11 protein-coding genes and 1 tRNA gene are annotated in these 16,014 nt (G+C 43.0%); 5 read left to right on the top strand and 7 right to left on the bottom strand.

The window, feature by feature from the left end:
• Positions 1-25 precede the first annotated feature (25 nt).
• Positions 26-1,237: an RNA-guided endonuclease InsQ/TnpB family protein gene (locus ACN222_RS08365; protein WP_197535806.1), complete on the bottom strand. Its 1,212-nt coding sequence runs from the start codon at positions 1,235-1,237 to the stop codon at positions 26-28.
• A gap of 19 nt (positions 1,238-1,256) precedes the next feature.
• On the opposite strand from ACN222_RS08365, the gene tnpA reads away from it, so the two are divergent.
• A complete protein-coding gene (gene tnpA / locus ACN222_RS08370; protein ID WP_010995854.1) occupies positions 1,257-1,655 on the top strand; it encodes an IS200/IS605 family transposase in 399 nt (132 codons plus the stop codon).
• A 91-nt stretch (positions 1,656-1,746) separates the two neighbouring features.
• On the opposite strand, the gene ACN222_RS08375 is transcribed toward tnpA, so the two are convergent.
• Positions 1,747-2,658 (bottom strand): metallophosphoesterase family protein, encoded by a 912-nt coding sequence (locus tag ACN222_RS08375; protein WP_010995855.1) that lies wholly within the window; start codon positions 2,656-2,658, stop codon positions 1,747-1,749.
• Positions 2,659-2,790: 132 nt separating this feature from the next.
• On the opposite strand from ACN222_RS08375, the gene ACN222_RS08380 reads away from it, so the two are divergent.
• Positions 2,791-3,675 (top strand): hypothetical protein, encoded by an 885-nt coding sequence (locus ACN222_RS08380; protein ID WP_010995856.1) that lies wholly within the window; start codon positions 2,791-2,793, stop codon positions 3,673-3,675.
• Positions 3,676-3,694: 19 nt separating this feature from the next.
• On the opposite strand, the gene ACN222_RS08385 is transcribed toward ACN222_RS08380, so the two are convergent.
• A complete protein-coding gene (locus ACN222_RS08385) occupies positions 3,695-5,725 on the bottom strand; it encodes a GAF domain-containing sensor histidine kinase (RefSeq protein WP_010995857.1) in 2,031 nt (676 codons plus the stop codon).
• An 84-nt stretch (positions 5,726-5,809) separates the two neighbouring features.
• Between ACN222_RS08385 and cobN the strand changes: the two genes are divergently transcribed.
• Both cobN and ACN222_RS08395 read left to right on the top strand, forming a co-directional pair.
• Positions 5,810-9,718 carry a cobaltochelatase subunit CobN gene (gene cobN / locus ACN222_RS08390; protein ID WP_010995858.1) on the top strand — a complete coding sequence of 1,303 codons (3,909 nt, stop codon included), beginning with the start codon at positions 5,810-5,812 and terminating at the stop codon, positions 9,716-9,718.
• An 18-nt stretch (positions 9,719-9,736) separates the two neighbouring features.
• Positions 9,737-11,011: a peptidoglycan-binding protein gene (locus ACN222_RS08395; RefSeq protein WP_010995859.1), complete on the top strand. Its 1,275-nt coding sequence runs from the start codon at positions 9,737-9,739 to the stop codon at positions 11,009-11,011.
• A 129-nt stretch (positions 11,012-11,140) separates the two neighbouring features.
• Here ACN222_RS08395 and ACN222_RS08400 read toward each other — a convergent pair whose 3' ends face one another.
• From ACN222_RS08400 to lipA, 4 genes are all read right to left on the bottom strand, one after another.
• Entirely contained in the window at positions 11,141-11,596 is a 456-nt protein-coding gene (locus ACN222_RS08400; protein ID WP_010995860.1) for a Fur family transcriptional regulator, read from the bottom strand.
• 556 nt (positions 11,597-12,152) lie between these two features.
• A complete protein-coding gene (gene sigC, locus ACN222_RS08405) occupies positions 12,153-13,403 on the bottom strand; it encodes an RNA polymerase sigma factor SigC (RefSeq protein ID WP_010995861.1) in 1,251 nt (416 codons plus the stop codon).
• 515 nt (positions 13,404-13,918) lie between these two features.
• The gene (locus tag ACN222_RS08410; RefSeq protein ID WP_010995862.1) at positions 13,919-14,842 is read right to left on the bottom strand and encodes an NAD(P)H-dependent glycerol-3-phosphate dehydrogenase; all 924 of its coding nucleotides are present in this window, start codon (positions 14,840-14,842) and stop codon (positions 13,919-13,921) included.
• Between the two features lie 51 nt (positions 14,843-14,893).
• Positions 14,894-15,769, bottom strand: a complete 876-nt coding sequence (gene lipA / locus ACN222_RS08415; RefSeq protein ID WP_010995863.1) for a lipoyl synthase — start codon at positions 15,767-15,769, stop codon at positions 14,894-14,896.
• A gap of 150 nt (positions 15,770-15,919) precedes the next feature.
• Here lipA and ACN222_RS08420 point away from each other — a divergent pair.
• Positions 15,920-15,993: transfer RNA gene (locus tag ACN222_RS08420), tRNA-Pro, on the top strand.
• Positions 15,994-16,014 lie beyond the last annotated feature (21 nt).

Consider the following 16,014-nt stretch of genomic DNA (forward strand, 5'->3'; position numbering starts at 1 on the left):
TACATTATTGACTGTCTCCCCATCACTAAAGTGAGGAGATTATTTCACTGTGCATTGCTACCGCTTGCACAGAGCTACACTGGAGATGAGGACGAAATCTCAAGCCAATGGGCGCAGCCATAACGCCGACTACTGGGACATCAAAACATCCCAGATACTTTCTACGAATATTGACACAACCAACCCCATCTCGATGAAACTCAAATCCGCATTTACATTTGTAGGTGCGGTTTTTGGGTTTGTGGCGTTGACCACATGATGGGCAAACCTGACTGCTGTATCTCTCACACTGAATCTCGACTTTCATCCCCAACCTTTGAGATTTGTAGGTGAGAAAGGCGCGAGTTTCGCCATGTGACCATTGATGCAGCTTTTGATTGACTTTAGTGCCAAAATTAATTCGTTGTCTAATATCTCTGACATCACCTATTGCCAGGGTTTGTACGCCTCTAGATTTGAGCGTAGAAACAAGTTTACTGGTCTGTTTGTGCAGGATATCTTTAATTTGGTTTTTGACTTTAGCTAACTGACGTTGCTTGGAACGAACTAATCTTTTCTTAGGTTTAGATCCTCTCTTTTTCTGATGAATTAATGATGCCAGTTTGGCTTTAAGTTTGTTCTGATATTGACGCTTAGAGCGTAGCAATCGACCATTCAGGATGAAAGTTTGCTCTCCATCATGGGCGACAGCAAGGTGGATTTCTCCTAAGTCGATACCCACAACAGTTCCAGTTTCAACTGTTTGAGTTTGGCTAACAGCATAACAAGCACGAATTTCATATTGCTTGCCGTCCCACCCCATTTCCACTAATTTGGGAGTTTCCCAATTCCAATCAACAATCAAGGGTGCGTTACCCTTGCCGTTGGATAAGTGCAACTTCCCATTTCTTACCTTGATAGCTGACGACTTCCATTGAACTTTAAAAAATCGTCTACGTCGTCTTGGTGGGTGAGCATTTGGATCTGCTTTGCGTCTTGTCCTCCATGATTTGAGGCTAGAGTAAAAACTCTGAACAACTGCATCTGCACTGTGAGCGTGTAATTTGTTGGAGTTATGCCACCGCATCATAGATGAAGGCTTGAGCCACAAATCCTTGTTGCGAACTGTACGCCAGAAACTAACTACTGTGCGAGAATACAACTCGCCAGATGCACTAGCTAAATCACTCATTTGTTGAGTGTTACCAATTTTTAGTTTTCTAACTGTATATTCACCCATAAAAAGATTATACAGCATAAGGCTATATAATTATTGCATGAGGCGAAAATATAAATTTAACAACAATGTAGTCTACTCTTGTAAATACCATATAGTTTGGACTCCCAAGTACAGACGCAAGGTATTAAAAGATGGTGTTGATACACGGCTAAAAGAACTGTTACAACAAATAGCAGCAGAAATTCAGGTTGAGATTTTGGAAATGGAGGTAGTAGAGGATCATGTCCACCTACTGATTGAGGTTGACCCGCAATTTGGTGTCCACAAGGCAATTAAACGGTTTAAAGGCGCAACGTCTCGTTACCTACGCTTAGAGTTTCCACACCTGAAACAAAGACTACCTACGCTGTGGACTAATTCTTACTTTGTCTCTACAGTCGGGGGCGCACCACTGGAGGCGGTTAAGGAGTACATTCAAAATCAGAAAAATACTTGACGGCGATTTTAATCGCCTAGCAGCTTGCGCCGCATTGATTATCGGTCAGTGGTTAGTTGTCAGTTGTCAAAAGTGATTCTCTCTTACACCCCTACACCCCTGACACTTCTACCCTTCTAATAATTCCCCTGTCAAAAATACGGTTATTAGTAGCGATCGCATTTAGTTCTATCCTATCTGGATAAACTTCATAGGTAGCAAAACTTAAATCACTGGTAGAGTATTCTGTCCATTTTGAACGCCCTACAGGACGATTACCCGCACCAGCACCACAAGTTAAATAGGTTGTTCCGTCAATAGCACGAGTGCGTTCATAACTGTGTTCGTGTCCGTTGATATAAAGCTGGACTCCGTATTTCTGAAATAGTGGTGTGAAAGTTTTAATAAAAGCTTGATTACTGCCGTAGACCCCCGATGAATAAATGGGATGATGCCCAAATACTACTTTCCACGGGGCATTACTACTGCTTAATTCTTTTTCTAACCAAGTTAACTGATTTTGCCAATCGGCATTACTGTTAGTATCTAAAGCGAAAAATTGTACGCGATCGCGGCGAAATGTATAATATCGCCGTCCGTTCATATTAAAACCGGGATAGCGGACTTGCGGATCACCATTATCAGTACGAATATCGTGATTACCTAAACAAGCCTGAAATTTCACTCCTTGTTTGAGCAAATCTTGATAGGGACGCTCAAAAACTGCGTTCACTTTTTCAATTTCACCATTATTGTAAATATTATCGCCAGCTAAAACTACTAAATCATAGGGATTTTGCTTGTGGTAAAGCGTCATTGCCCTAGCCACAGCATATTGTCCTCTTGCCCCAGTTCCCGTGTCAGCCACCGACACAAAACGTAAAAGTAAATCTTTTTTGGGTGGTGAGGCGATCGCCAAATCACTACTTTGGTAATATTTATGGGCGAATTTCCAGGCTAATAATCCAGTTCCAACAGCGCTGAGACTACTTAAAAATAAAAATTGACGGCGTTTGAGATTCATAAATCACCAAATTAATCAATAGCCAAATTAGCCGAAGCCATTACCCATGAAATGATACATTAGGGCAAAAGAGAAACAAGCAAAAAGATGCAGCTAGTTTGTCTTTGATTTGTTGGTTTTGGTAAAAGTTCCATGTCACAAGACAATCTTCCCGAACAACCCAATCAACCGGAACCGACAGTTACGCCGGCCAATCAACCCCGCCAGAGGAGAGTCCCGCAGCCTCTTTGGAAGGCAGCAATTATCGGATTTCTGCGAGGTACAATTGGGATTTTAGAAACTACTGTAGAGAAACTGGAAACAGCACCGCCGCCGGGTACGGAAGCAACTCCCAGTTTTTTACAACAGCTAGAGTCCAGATGGGGTAGGTTTTTACTGAAAAGCCGTGCTTTTATCCCATCTAATTTATCAACCAAATTATCAGATACTGCATTGACGGGGATTATTGCTAGTATCGCTGTAGTTTTAGTGTGGACAACTACCAGTATTTTCTCTAACAAACCTACAGAAGTAGCAACACTTCCCCCTGTTGAGGAAGTTCCCACACCAACACCCACAATTTCTGCTCCACCAGAGCCAAGCTTACCAGAACCACCACCAACAGCAGAAATAACTCCGGAACCAGAAACACAAATTCAGCCACCAGAACCAGAACCTACACCAGAACCTGAAGCCACTCCTACACCAACACCACCAATACAATTAACCCCAGAACAAACCTTGATTGCAGCCATCGAAAATCAAGTGGCAGAAATTAGCAATCAAATCGCTTCTGGCATCATAAAATCAATTCAAGCCAATTTCCGCACCAGCAATTTGACCGTAAAAATCAATGACGATTGGTACACACTCAAAGAATCAGAGCAGAACCAAATAGCATCCCAAATCCTACAGCGTTCTCAAGAATTAGATTTTTCCCACTTAGAAATGGTTGATTCTCAAGATAAGTTAATAGCTCGTAACCCAGTTATTGGTAACGAAATGATTATTTTTCAACGACGGGTCGTCGGTCAGTAGAGACTTGTATGCAAAGTCTCTAGGCCCTAATTTCTTGATATGGTATCCACACGGTGAAAATTGAGCCAATACCTACAGTGGATTCAACTTCAATGCGTCCTCGGTGCAGTTCTACCAATTGCTTAGTTAAAGCTAAACCTAATCCTGTGCCTTCGTAGCGGCGGCGATAGGGTGTATCAAGTTGCTGGAATTTTTCAAATAATAACGGTAATTGTTCTTCAGGAATACCAATACCTGTATCTTCTACTTGAAATATAGAGGTATCTTCTTCTACCCAAATCCGTAAGGTGACATTGCCACCCTCTGGGGTAAATTTAATGGCGTTAGTTAATAAATTCCAAAGGATCTGTTCTATTCGTGCAGCATCGGCAGTGAAGCGATCGCGTCTAGGATCTATTTGTAAATCCAGTTTGAGATTGACTTGTTCTGATAAAGCTTTTTCTAGTAGAGATTCTATAGTATTTTCTGCTATTTTGACTAAAGAAAATTCGGCAATATTTAAAACGGTTTTTCCCGCCTCAATTTGTGATAAATCGAGGATGTCATTGATCATGTCTAACAAATGTTCACCACTGTCGTGGATTGTTTGTAAATAATCTCTTTGCCGTTGACTCAACTCACCCAAAGGCCAACGTAATAAAGTAGAAGACATCCCGATGACGTAAGTTAAAGGTGTGAGTAATTCATGACTAATGGTGGCGAGAAATTCACTTCTGAGGCGACTAGCAGCCTCCGCCGCCAAGAGGGCATCGCGCAAAGCCATTGTGCGCTCAATCACACGCTGCTCTAGGGTTTGTTTTTCTTGCGTGAGCCTTTGGGCAGAATCTTGCAGAGATCGCATTAATTCTGATTGATGAATGGCGATCGCTAATTGTTCGGCAATGGAAATGAGTAAATTCTTATCACTATCATGCCACTGGCGGGGATTATAGCACTGATGGGCAATTAATAAGCCCCAAAGTTTATCTTCAAAAATAATCGGTGCTGCTAACTTTGCTCTAACTTGGCTTTCCCTTAGAAAATTCAACAAACATTCTTCTAAGGCATAAGCTGTTTCAATATCATCGATAACTAAGGTAAATCCTTGACGATATTTATCCCAACATTGAGAATGACGACTGAAGCAAGTTTGTTCTTGATAATCTAATACTGATGGGATGATATCTGTGGCACGAGCTTCATAAACTATACAACCACCGTAATTTTGCCAGTCTTGCAGGCGGGGTGACCTTGTGTTTTGCGTGTTGACTCCAGAACCCTCAAATTTATATATTACTAACCTGTCTAATTCTAGAAACTCCCGTACTTGTGCGATCGCTGTTGCCATAATTACTGGCAAATCTAGGCTTTTGCGAATCTGGGTGGTAACTTGATTTAACAGTCGCTCTTGGGAAATCTGCTTTTTGAGAGCATCTTCGACTGCTTGACAAGAATACACTTCTTCAGAATTATTTACACTGGCGGAAGTTGTTACCGACTCATTTTGCTTAGGCAAAAGATGTTCTAATAACAACAAAGTAAATTGACTTTGGAGTGTAGCATCATTAGGTTTTAAAATTTGCCGATAGCGTTCAAGATGCTGGTGAGTATAGGAATCATCCCCAAACAAGTCTCTCAATTTTGCCAGGAAGGAAGCGATCGCCTCTGAATTAAATGTCAACCTAGTATTAAGCTCTGTTAGCGTTAGTGTGGGTTGAGCAGCCTGTGGAATACTGGAAGTTGAGTATATTTCTGGCTTTTGTGTTTCTCTATCTCCAGTAGCGCTTTGATTCAATGGGGAAGGCATAGCAAGAACCCAACTTTCCGACTCTGGTACTTCTTGTTGCTTCCCGTTTCCCAGCAAAAGCGCGCTAAATCCTTCAGAAACCACCAAAGTAAACCTCTGACCGTGCCACTCCATCGGCACGAGAACCCGTGATAACAAGGATTCAGTGAGTAACAAAGTACTAGTTTCTACCGATTGAGCCATCTGCTGCAACAATTCTCCGAGTTGATTGAATACAACTAAAGGCAAATTTCGAGAAAAGCTCAAATCAGGAGAACTCAGCATTTTCGATAGTCTGGTAAGAGGGGCTGGGCTGACAAATGTATTGATTATGTTCTAACCAACAGTTTAAAGCGGTAATAAAGGATTATGCATCGTATAAGTACCACATCGGTAGGATGGAATCAGTCAGAGGGTGTAATTTTTCTGGAACAAACCCCAGCGCCCTTTGTGTTGATTACGGCTGCTGATACCGATATTCAAACCTTGGCAGCCGCAGTCCCCAAATTACCTGCTACATTTCCGGCAATCAGAGTAGCTAACTTGTTGCTATTGCAACAACAAATAAGTATAGATACTTATGCCGAACAAGTTTTAGAACTTGCCCAGGTAATTATTTTGCGCCTACTAGGGGGACGTTCCTATTGGGCGTATGGTTTAGAAGTTGTCCAAGAAATCGTGGAACGCACTGGTATAACCCTAATTGTAATGCCTGGGGACGATGCTCTCGATCCTGAATTGATCTCCCAGTCTACCGCGCCTGTAGGTACTGTTAACCAAATATGGCAGTATTTTTATGAAGGTGGTGTAGAAAATATTGTTAACGCTCTACAACTTATTTCAGATGTATCTTTAAAAACTACATATAAGCCCCCAGCGCCACAAAGGGTTCCTCGTGTTGGGTTGTATGAATGGGGAATGGGGACAAATAGACAAGGAGACAAAGGTAACGAAGTAGAATTTTCTCCCACATCTTCCCAATCCCTAATCCCCAAAGTAGGGATTCTTTTCTACCGCGCCCACTATTTGGCGGGAAATATTCAGGTGATTGATGCGTTGTGTGCGGCTTTGTGGCAGAGAAATTTACAGCCTGTGCCGGTGTTTATTTCTTCTTTGCGTGATCCTGATGTGCAAGCAGAGTTGATTGATTTTTTTCAGCCTAAAGATTCCCAACAAATTTCACTTTTACTTAACACTACAAGCTTTTCATTAGCCCGTTTAGAAACTGAAGCACCCCAAACCGAACTTTGGGAAAAATTAGATGTCCCAGTTTTACAAGTGATTCTCAGTGGCGGATTTGTCGAACAATGGGAAGCACAGTTAAACGGACTTTCTCCCCGTGATATTGCGATGAACGTCGCCTTACCGGAAGTAGATGGCAGAATTATTAGCCGGGCTGTCTCATTTAAGGCAATACAAACTCGCAATCCCGATTTAGAAACAGATGTGGTAGTTTACGAACCAATAAGCGATCGCATCGACTTTGTAGCCCAACTCGCAGCAAATTGGGTACACCTCCGTTCCCAACCGCCCCAACAGCGCCGCATTGCTCTAATTTTGGCAAACTACCCCAACCGCGACGGCCGCCTAGCTAATGGTGTGGGGCTAGACACGCCAGAAAGTTGTGTAGAAATCCTCAAAGCTTTACAGCAATCTGGGTATGTCGTGTCAAACCTACCCGCCAATGGCGACGAATTAATTCAACTGCTCACGGCTGGTGTAACCAATGACCCAGAAGGCAGAGAAATACGCCCAGTACAGCAAAGCTTATCTAGTGAGGAATATCAAGAGTATTTTGCTGGTTTACCAGCAACAGTGCAGCAGGGTATTAATGAGCGTTGGGGTAGGGATTGGGGACTAGGAGAACAAGCCAGTAATTTTCCCTCGTCTTCTTGTCCCATTCCTGGTATCCAGTTCGGCAATGTCTTCGTAGGCATCCAGCCATCACGGGGTTATGATATTGACCCCAACTTGAATTATCATGCGCCAGATTTAGAACCGACCCATGCTTATTTAGCTTTTTATTATTGGGTGAGAGAATCTTTTGGTGCTGATGCTGTTGTTCATGTGGGAAAACATGGCAACTTAGAATGGCTCCCTGGTAAAAGCTTGGCTTTATCTAGTAATTGCTATCCAGAAGCAGTTTTTGGCCCTATGCCTCACCTATACCCATTTATTGTCAATGACCCTGGTGAAGGTTCCCAAGCCAAGCGTCGCGCTCAGGCGGTGATTATAGACCATCTTACGCCCCCAATGACCCGCGCTGAACTATACGGCGCTTTGCAAAAGCTGGAAAATTTAGTTGATGAGTATTACGAAGCAGAAAGTTTAGATCCTTCCCGCTTGGGAGTAATCCGCGATCGCATTCGTGATTTAGTCATCCAAGAAAATCTTTACAAAGATTTAGGTATTGAAAAGGAAGAAGATATCGTCAATTTTGAATCTCTGATTTTGAACTCCTTAGATGGGTATCTCTGCGAATTGAAGGAAGCCCAAATCAGAGACGGCTTGCACATTTTTGGGCAATGTCCCCAAGGACGACAACTCAGGGATTTAATAGTAGCGATCGCTCGCATCCCCAACCGCTACTCTACAGGTATCACCAGAGCCTTAGCCAACGTTTGGGGCTTAGACTTCGACCCCCTCACAGACAACTTCAGCACCCCATTATCAACACAAGACCAAAAACTGTTAGCCGCAAAAACCCCAAATCCCTGTCGCACAGTCGGCGATGCCGTCACAGCCCTAGAAGAACACGCCGCCCTATTAGTAGAACAACTAATCAATCCCCCCACTGCTCCCGAAGTTCGCCCGGAGGGAAACCCTCCTTGCGACTTCTCTTCCTGCCCCCTGCCCTCCTCCTCATCTCCCCCTGCCCCACTTAACACAGTCCTCAACTGGATCAAATCCAAACTCCTCCCATCCCTTCAACAAACCCACGCAGAAATTACCAACCTCCTACATGGGCTAGATGGAGGATATATACCCAGTGCAGCTTCTGGCGCACCCACAAGGGGCAGACCTGAAGTTTTGCCTACAGGGAGAAACTTTTATGCTGTTGATATACGCGCCATCCCCACAGAAACTGCTTGGGATATTGGTAGAAAAGCAGCAGAAAACTTGGTTGAATGTTACACCCAGGAGCATGGCGAGTATCCCAAAACACTAGGCTTATCTGTATGGGGAACTGCAACGATGCGGACTGGTGGCGATGATATAGCCGAAGCTTTGGCTTTATTAGGCGTACAACCAGTATGGGACGGTGCAGCACGACGGGTTGTTGATTTAGATATACTGCCCTTAAGCATCTTAGGTAGACCTCGTGTCGATGTCACCTTACGCATTTCCGGCTTCTTCCGTGACGCTTTCCCCAATTTAATGGATTTATTCGAGCAAGCTGTCAACGCAGTTGCGGCTCTGGATGAACCCCCAGAACAAAACCCCCTAGCCGCCCAAATCCGCCAAGACACCGATTTTTGGATACAACAAGGCTTAACTCCAGAAACAGCCTTTGAGCGATCGCGCTATCGCCTTTTTGGTTCTAAACCAGGTGCTTACGGAGCCGGACTCCAAGGCCTAATCGAATCACAAAACTGGCAAAACGACCAAGACCTAGCCAACGCCTATATCAACTGGAGCTGTTACGCCTATTCTTCAGGCAAAAGTCAAGAAGCAGGGACAGAAATTAATCCCCCATCCCCAATCCCCTCTCCCGAAGCTTTTACTCAACGTTTAGGACAGATGCAAATTGTCCTGCAAAATCAAGACAACCGCGAACACGACTTGCTTGATTCGGACGACTATTATCAATTTCAAGGTGGTTTAACGGCTGCGATACGTTCCCTACAAGGGAAAAATCCCGAAACATATTTTGGTGATAATTCCATTCCATCCCAACCGCGTGTCCGCCAACTGCGAGAAGAAATTGCCAGAGTGTATCGTTCTCGTGTGGTTAATCCTAAGTGGATTGAGGGAATGATGCGCCACGGGTATAAAGGTGCATTTGAAATGGCAGCCACCGTAGATTTTCTCTTTGCCTATGATGCCACTACCAGATGTGTAGAAGACTATATGTATCAAGGTGTTATGCAGGCCTACTTGCTTGATCCAGTAGTTTGCACGTATATTGAGAATAAAAATCCCCATGCACTGCGTGATATTGCTGAAAGACTATTAGAGGCAAACCAACGCGGTTTATGGGAAAATGTGAATATAGAAACACTTGAAAACTTGCGTAATTTAGTACATCAAGCTGAAGCAACCATCGAAGCAAAATAAATGGTGTAGGAAACAAATATGGACAACATAGCGTATTTGCACCTAGCTTTCGCCTACGAAGATAGTGACCCAGGTGATTTGGTGTCTTTAAGCTACTTATTTAACAAAGCAGCTGCACCAGACTGGAAACGCCTATCAAGTAGAGCTTGGAAGCATATGCTACCCCTAGCGCTGACATTATCTGTTCTCAGCAGTGTTAGTAGTGCCTGGGCATTGGAAAGAGGAGATCAAGGGCCTTCTGTCAGAAATCTCCAACAAAAACTGCAACAAGCAGGCTTTTATCAAGCTCCTGTAACTCAGGTATATGATTTTTCTACAGAAGAAGCGGTTCGACGCTTTCAAGCGGCGGCTGGCTTACCAGTTGATGGTGTTGTAGGAGCCAGCACTCTGGAAAAATTAGACCAGTGGCGTTCCTCTCCGGTAGCTAACCAAGTCCAACAATATAGTACTCCTAGTACACCAACGAGAAAAAATAGCACAACGGCTACTCAAGTCAGAACCACTCCTGCTGCACGTACACAAACCACAAGAAACAGTACAGCTACTGCTGCACGTACACAAGCTACAAGAAACACCACAACTGCTGCACGTACACAAACTACAAGAAATACCACAACTGCTAGTGTTAATGCAGCCACCAACAAGCGCCGTGATCCTAACTACCTTGTCAAAGGAGATGAAGGCGAGGCGGTGAGATCGCTGCAACAACGTTTGCGAGTCGCAGGTTTTTATTACGGTAATGCTACAGGCGTTTTTGGCCCCATTACCGAGGAAGCAGTCAAAAGATTTCAAACCGCGTATAGACTAGATGTTGACGGTATTGTTGGGCCAGCCACAATTAGAAGATTACCGCCAATAGGTGTTGGTGGAGAAAACCCCCCTAAGCGAGCAACCGCAACTGTCAAAGATAAACTTACTGTAGGCGATCGCGGCGAAGCTGTGCGAGTTCTACAAGAACAGTTAATTCAAGCAGGATATTTACAGGGACAGCCAAATGGTTATTTTGGCCCCTACACAGCAGAAGCAGTAAAAAGATTTCAAGCTGCTAATTATCTGGCTGCTAGCGGTATTGCTGGCCCCACTACCAGAGCAAAATTACATAGCTCACTGAATAAAGCTAAAGCTACCAAGGGTGATTTTAATGTCTTAGAAATCCAAAGACGACTACAAGAAAAGGGTTTCTATAAAGGACAACTCAATGGAGTGATGGCAGATGATACGAAAAAAGCCATAAAGCAAGCCCAGGAATTCTACGGTGTCAGTCTAGCTGATGTGAGAAGCGGACGCTTTTAACATCCGCTTCCATGTTTTTACCGTGATTCCTTAACAGTTTGCTTACCTCCGATAACGACTAATCAGGAATTTCTCAAAACTTCATTTTTGGATTATTGAGTAACTTCCTCTTGTTATCTTACCCAGGTGCTAAAGTGGCATGAGCGCACGTTGGCACTTGGGGCAGACTGCATGAATTGTCATTTGGCAGTCCAGTAGGTGAAAACCTTCTTTCTGGGCAGTTTTTGCCCCAATTTTTAAGATTGAATCGTTTTTGAATTCAATAGTAGAGTTACATTTGACACAAATTAGGTGATGGTGATGATGGGGATAAGGCTGGTTAATTTCGTAGTGCTTGTGTCCTTCGCCTAATTCCAGTTCACGTAAAATCCCCATCCGAGCCATCAACTTCAACGTCCGGTAAATCGTTGAAAGGCTGATTCCTTCACCGTCAGCTTCCAAGCGATGATATAAATCTTCTGCACTCAGGTGTTCGCCTTGAGGAAGTTCTTGAAAGATATGTAAGATAGTTTCCCGTTGAGGGGTCAAACGCCAGCCTCTTTCGTTTAATTCTGCCTTGAGCGAAGTATTTGTGTAGACAGTCATACTAATTTTTCTCAACAAAGCTTGTTAATTGAGAATATAACAAATATTTGGAGTGATTTGCAACAAACATTGCTTATTGAGAATATTTATTAAACTTTTAATCAAGATTAGTGAAAATCACCTACAAAAACCTAGTAACAATGCTTATTATTAACAATTTAAAATCGAAAATTACAAGTTCAATAATATAAAATTTTAATCGTGAATCTCAAGCTACACAGGCATCTTAGTTATTGACTTTATGTAATATCAATGGTTACTATTTTATGTTTCCAAGCAATGCTTTGCAAAAATACATTTTAATTAAATGCAAAAGTTTCCTATAAGTAACAAGTAGTTGTTAAATTGCTAGGCGAGAATAAATCACATTATGTTAATTAATGTATAAACTCCAATCACAAGGTGATGAGTTTTCCTCCGTGACCAGGGGCAAAATCTGCCGTTATGCTTAATTGGTTGTGATGAAATAAATAGTCCAGAGTCAATAATCTATAGTATGGATTTTGTTTACTATTGATTATTGATTATTGACTATTGACTATTGACTATTAACTATCTAACTCAGAGATTCCAAATAGTCACGGATAAGGTTGCGACGCTTGGGTTGGCGGAGTTTTTGCAAGGCCTTAGATTCAATTTGGCGTACTCGCTCCCGTGATAAATCCAGAGCGCGGCCAATTTCTGCCAATGAGTAAGGATGACCATCAGCTAAACCGAAACGCATCAAGATGACATCACGTTCACGGCTAGTTAAATCAGCTAATAAATGTTGCAAGTCTCTTTGTAAAGATTCTCGCATTAACATTTCTTCAGGAGTTACACCGTCAGTCTCTAATAATTCTCCCAACTCAGTGTCTTTATCTTTACCTACCTTGGTTTCCAAAGAAACAGAACGGGGTACTCTTAGTAAAACTTCCCGCACTTGGGTAGGGGTCATATCTAACTCAATTGCTAGGTCTTCTAAAGTAGGAGTGCGACCTTTTTCTTGAGCGATTTTGCGTTGAGCCTTTTTAATTTTGTTTAATTTTTCTGTAATATGAACAGGGAGGCGAATTGTGCGACTAGAAGTAGCGATCGCTCTTGTGATCCCTTGGCGAATCCACCAGTAGGCATAGGTACTAAAACGATATCCTTTAGTTGGATCAAATTTCTCTACAGCTCGTTCTAAGCCGAGAGTGCCTTCTTGAACTAAGTCTAATAATTCTAAACCACGATTTTGGTATTTTTTGGCAACAGACACGACTAAGCGCAGATTAGCCTTAATCATGTGTTCTTTTGACTGAAGACCTTGAGATTGCATTTTCTCCAATTCTTCCACCGTCATCTTGGCAATTTCTGCCCAGCGACGTTTACCTTCCGATAAAATTGGCTTCAGGTCACATAAGTTGATACCAGCAGTAGCAGCCCATCTTTCCAAGGAAGGACGATGGCCAAGTTCTGATGCTAGACGCTCTTGAACTTCGATTAAATGTAGATAAGGAGTAGCAACTTCATCTCCCTGTTTGACAGCATTAGCTAGCACTATCCGCAACTTTAAGTAACGCTGGACTTTTTGAGCTTCAGAAACTTCTTCGTCCCGTCCTAACAAACGGACTCGACCGATTTCCTGAAGGTATAGACGTACTAAGTCTGTACTACGACGGTTAGCGCTAGCACCAAAAGTAGCGGGATCAGCAGCAGCTATCTCTAATTCTTGGATCTCATCCACCGACAAATCACTGTCATCAATGGCGATATCAGGGTCTAAAGCCTGGCGGGATTTTTGGGTATTGTAGGCGGCATCTGCGTAAAAAGATGTTGCTGGCATAAGATCGTCTCTATGGCTCCAGGTAACAATAGATTGCGGTCAGCTATTTAACTGTTGCTATTGTTCCCGTGATTCTAGATGAACTAACACGGTTAAGGTTTTCACTAAAATTTTTTTTACAAAAAAACCTTAGTGGTTGTTTTCAGACATTACAGCCTAACTATAGTTGGCTGTTGAGAGTCTGATTGAACCAATAGCTATTCAAATTTACGATTAGATTTTAATTTCCGAATTACTTAGTCAGCGTTTTCACCTTGTTGGCTATTAACTGTAACTTGGGTATGTTGTATAAACATATTTCAGTAAAAATTATGTTTATTATCGGCATAGTCACATCTACATGGGTATATAAGTAATTTCCTGACGATTTTCTAATTTTTTTCTCAGGATTTTTGAGGACTCAGTATGGTGTGGAGTAATGGGGATGATGAGTAGTGATGAGTTAAATTGGGGACTTGTTGTCAGTTGACTATTAACCAATTACCAATTACCCCTTACCAATCACCAATCGCCAATTAGTTGTATTCCGGCTTAATATCTCGGAGCATGAGTTCATCAAGGGCTTGCTGTGGTGTAACTTCGCCTTGTAGTAATCGGTAAACTTGCTCGGTAATAGGGATAACTATATTTTGTTGCCTAGCTAGTTGGACTAATACCTGACAAGTGTTTACTCCTTCGGCGGTTCCTGGTAATTTTGCTAGAATTTGTGCCAGTGTTTCACCACCGGCTAATTGATAGCCAACTTGGTAATTGCGACTTAAAGGACTGTTACAGGTAGCTAACAAATCCCCTAGACCAGATAAACCATAAAATGTTTCCGTCTTTGCACCCCAACAATTGCCAATGCGAACCATTTCTGTGAGTCCGCGCGTGACTAAAGCGGCTTTGGCATTAGTTCCTAAATGTAGACCGTCACATACACCAGAGGCGATCGCAATTACATTCTTGAGTGTACCCCCCAACTCCACACCTACGGGGTCAGGATTTGTATAGACGCGGAAACGAGACGAAGAAAATGCCAGCTGCACTGTAGCGGCGGCGGTAGCTACACGACTAGCTACTACCGTGGCGGCTGGTAGGGATTGGTCGATTTCTTTAGATAAATTTGGCCCAGATAGGACAACTACTGGATGATGGGGGAAACACGATTGCCAAATTTGCGACGGGGTATAAATCGTTTCTGGTTCTAGACCTTTGGTAGCCGTGACAAAAATAGTTTCTGGTGAAGGAGTGAGAGATTGAATTTGTGAAGCAACTTCTCTCACTCCTTTCATGGAAATGGCAGATAGAACTATATCCGCACCCTGCAAAACTGCTGACAATGTTTCAGATCCTCGTCGTGACCATACACGCACCCTGTTACCATTGGCTATTGCTAGATTTGCTAGAGATGCACCCCAAGCACCTGCACCCAAAATCGATATAGTAGTTTCTTGCACCGATTTAAAAATTCTCAATTCAAAATTGTAGAGACACGATTGATTACGCTTCTACTTGTTCCGTGGGTAACGCTCCATTAATTGTCGTACTTGTTCGGCGTGGTAAGAACTTCTCGTCAAAGGTGAGGAGACAACTTGTAAAAATCCGAGTTCTTCACCATAAACTTGCCAAGCAGCAAATTGCTCTGGAGTAACGAAATCGTTGACTTGCAAGTGCTTTTGACTGGGTTGGAGATACTGCCCGATTGTTAGGATATCGCAATCCACAGCACGTAGGTCTTGCATCACTTGGCGAACTTCGGCATTAGTTTCGCCTAAGCCGACCATGATACCGGATTTGGTGTAAAGCCAGGGAGCAATTTGACGCGATCGCTGCAATAATTCTAGGGTGCGATCGTAGTTACCTTGGGGTCGGACTCGTCGATAAAGGCGAGGAATCGTTTCTGTGTTATGGTTTAATACCTCTGGTGATGCTTGGAGAATGATCCTTAACGCCTCCCAATTACCGCACAAATCAGGGATTAGCACCTCAATTGTGGTTTGAGGCGAAACCGCGCGCACCTCTGCAATACACTTGACAAACTGTGATGCACCACCATCTGGTAAATCATCTCGGTTCACAGAAGTGATGACCACATGATTCAGTCTCATCCGCCGCACAGCTTCGGCTAATCGTGTGGGTTCTGTGGGGTCGAGCGCTTTGGGTTTTTTCTCAAAATCAATATCACAATAAGGACAAGCACGGGTGCAGGCTGGCCCCATAATCAAAAATGTGGCTGTACCAGCTTGGAAGCATTCACCAATGTTTGGACATGACGCTTCCTCACAAACTGTATTTAGCGCTAAATCCCGCAAAATTTCTTTAACGTTACCAACGCGCTCCCATTGAGGCGCTTTTACCCGCAACCAGTCTGGTTTTACAGTCACAATCCGCTTTTACCACTGAATGTTATACAAATCTAATCCTAGCAAGCAAATCCCGTTCCGATTCATCTATATATAATATATAGATGTAGATATCTTTTCGGTATTGACTATTATTTATGTTATGCTAAGGGGGCCGTATAATTTTTTTAACGGGATGTAGCGCAGCTTGGTAGCGCACTTCGTTCGGGACGAAGGGGCCGCTGGTTCGAATCCAGTCATCCCGATTTTTGTTGTAGAGCGACAAA

The organism is Anabaena sp. FACHB-595, from assembly GCF_048568275.1.
Lineage (GTDB): Bacteria > Cyanobacteriota > Cyanobacteriia > Cyanobacteriales > Nostocaceae > Trichormus.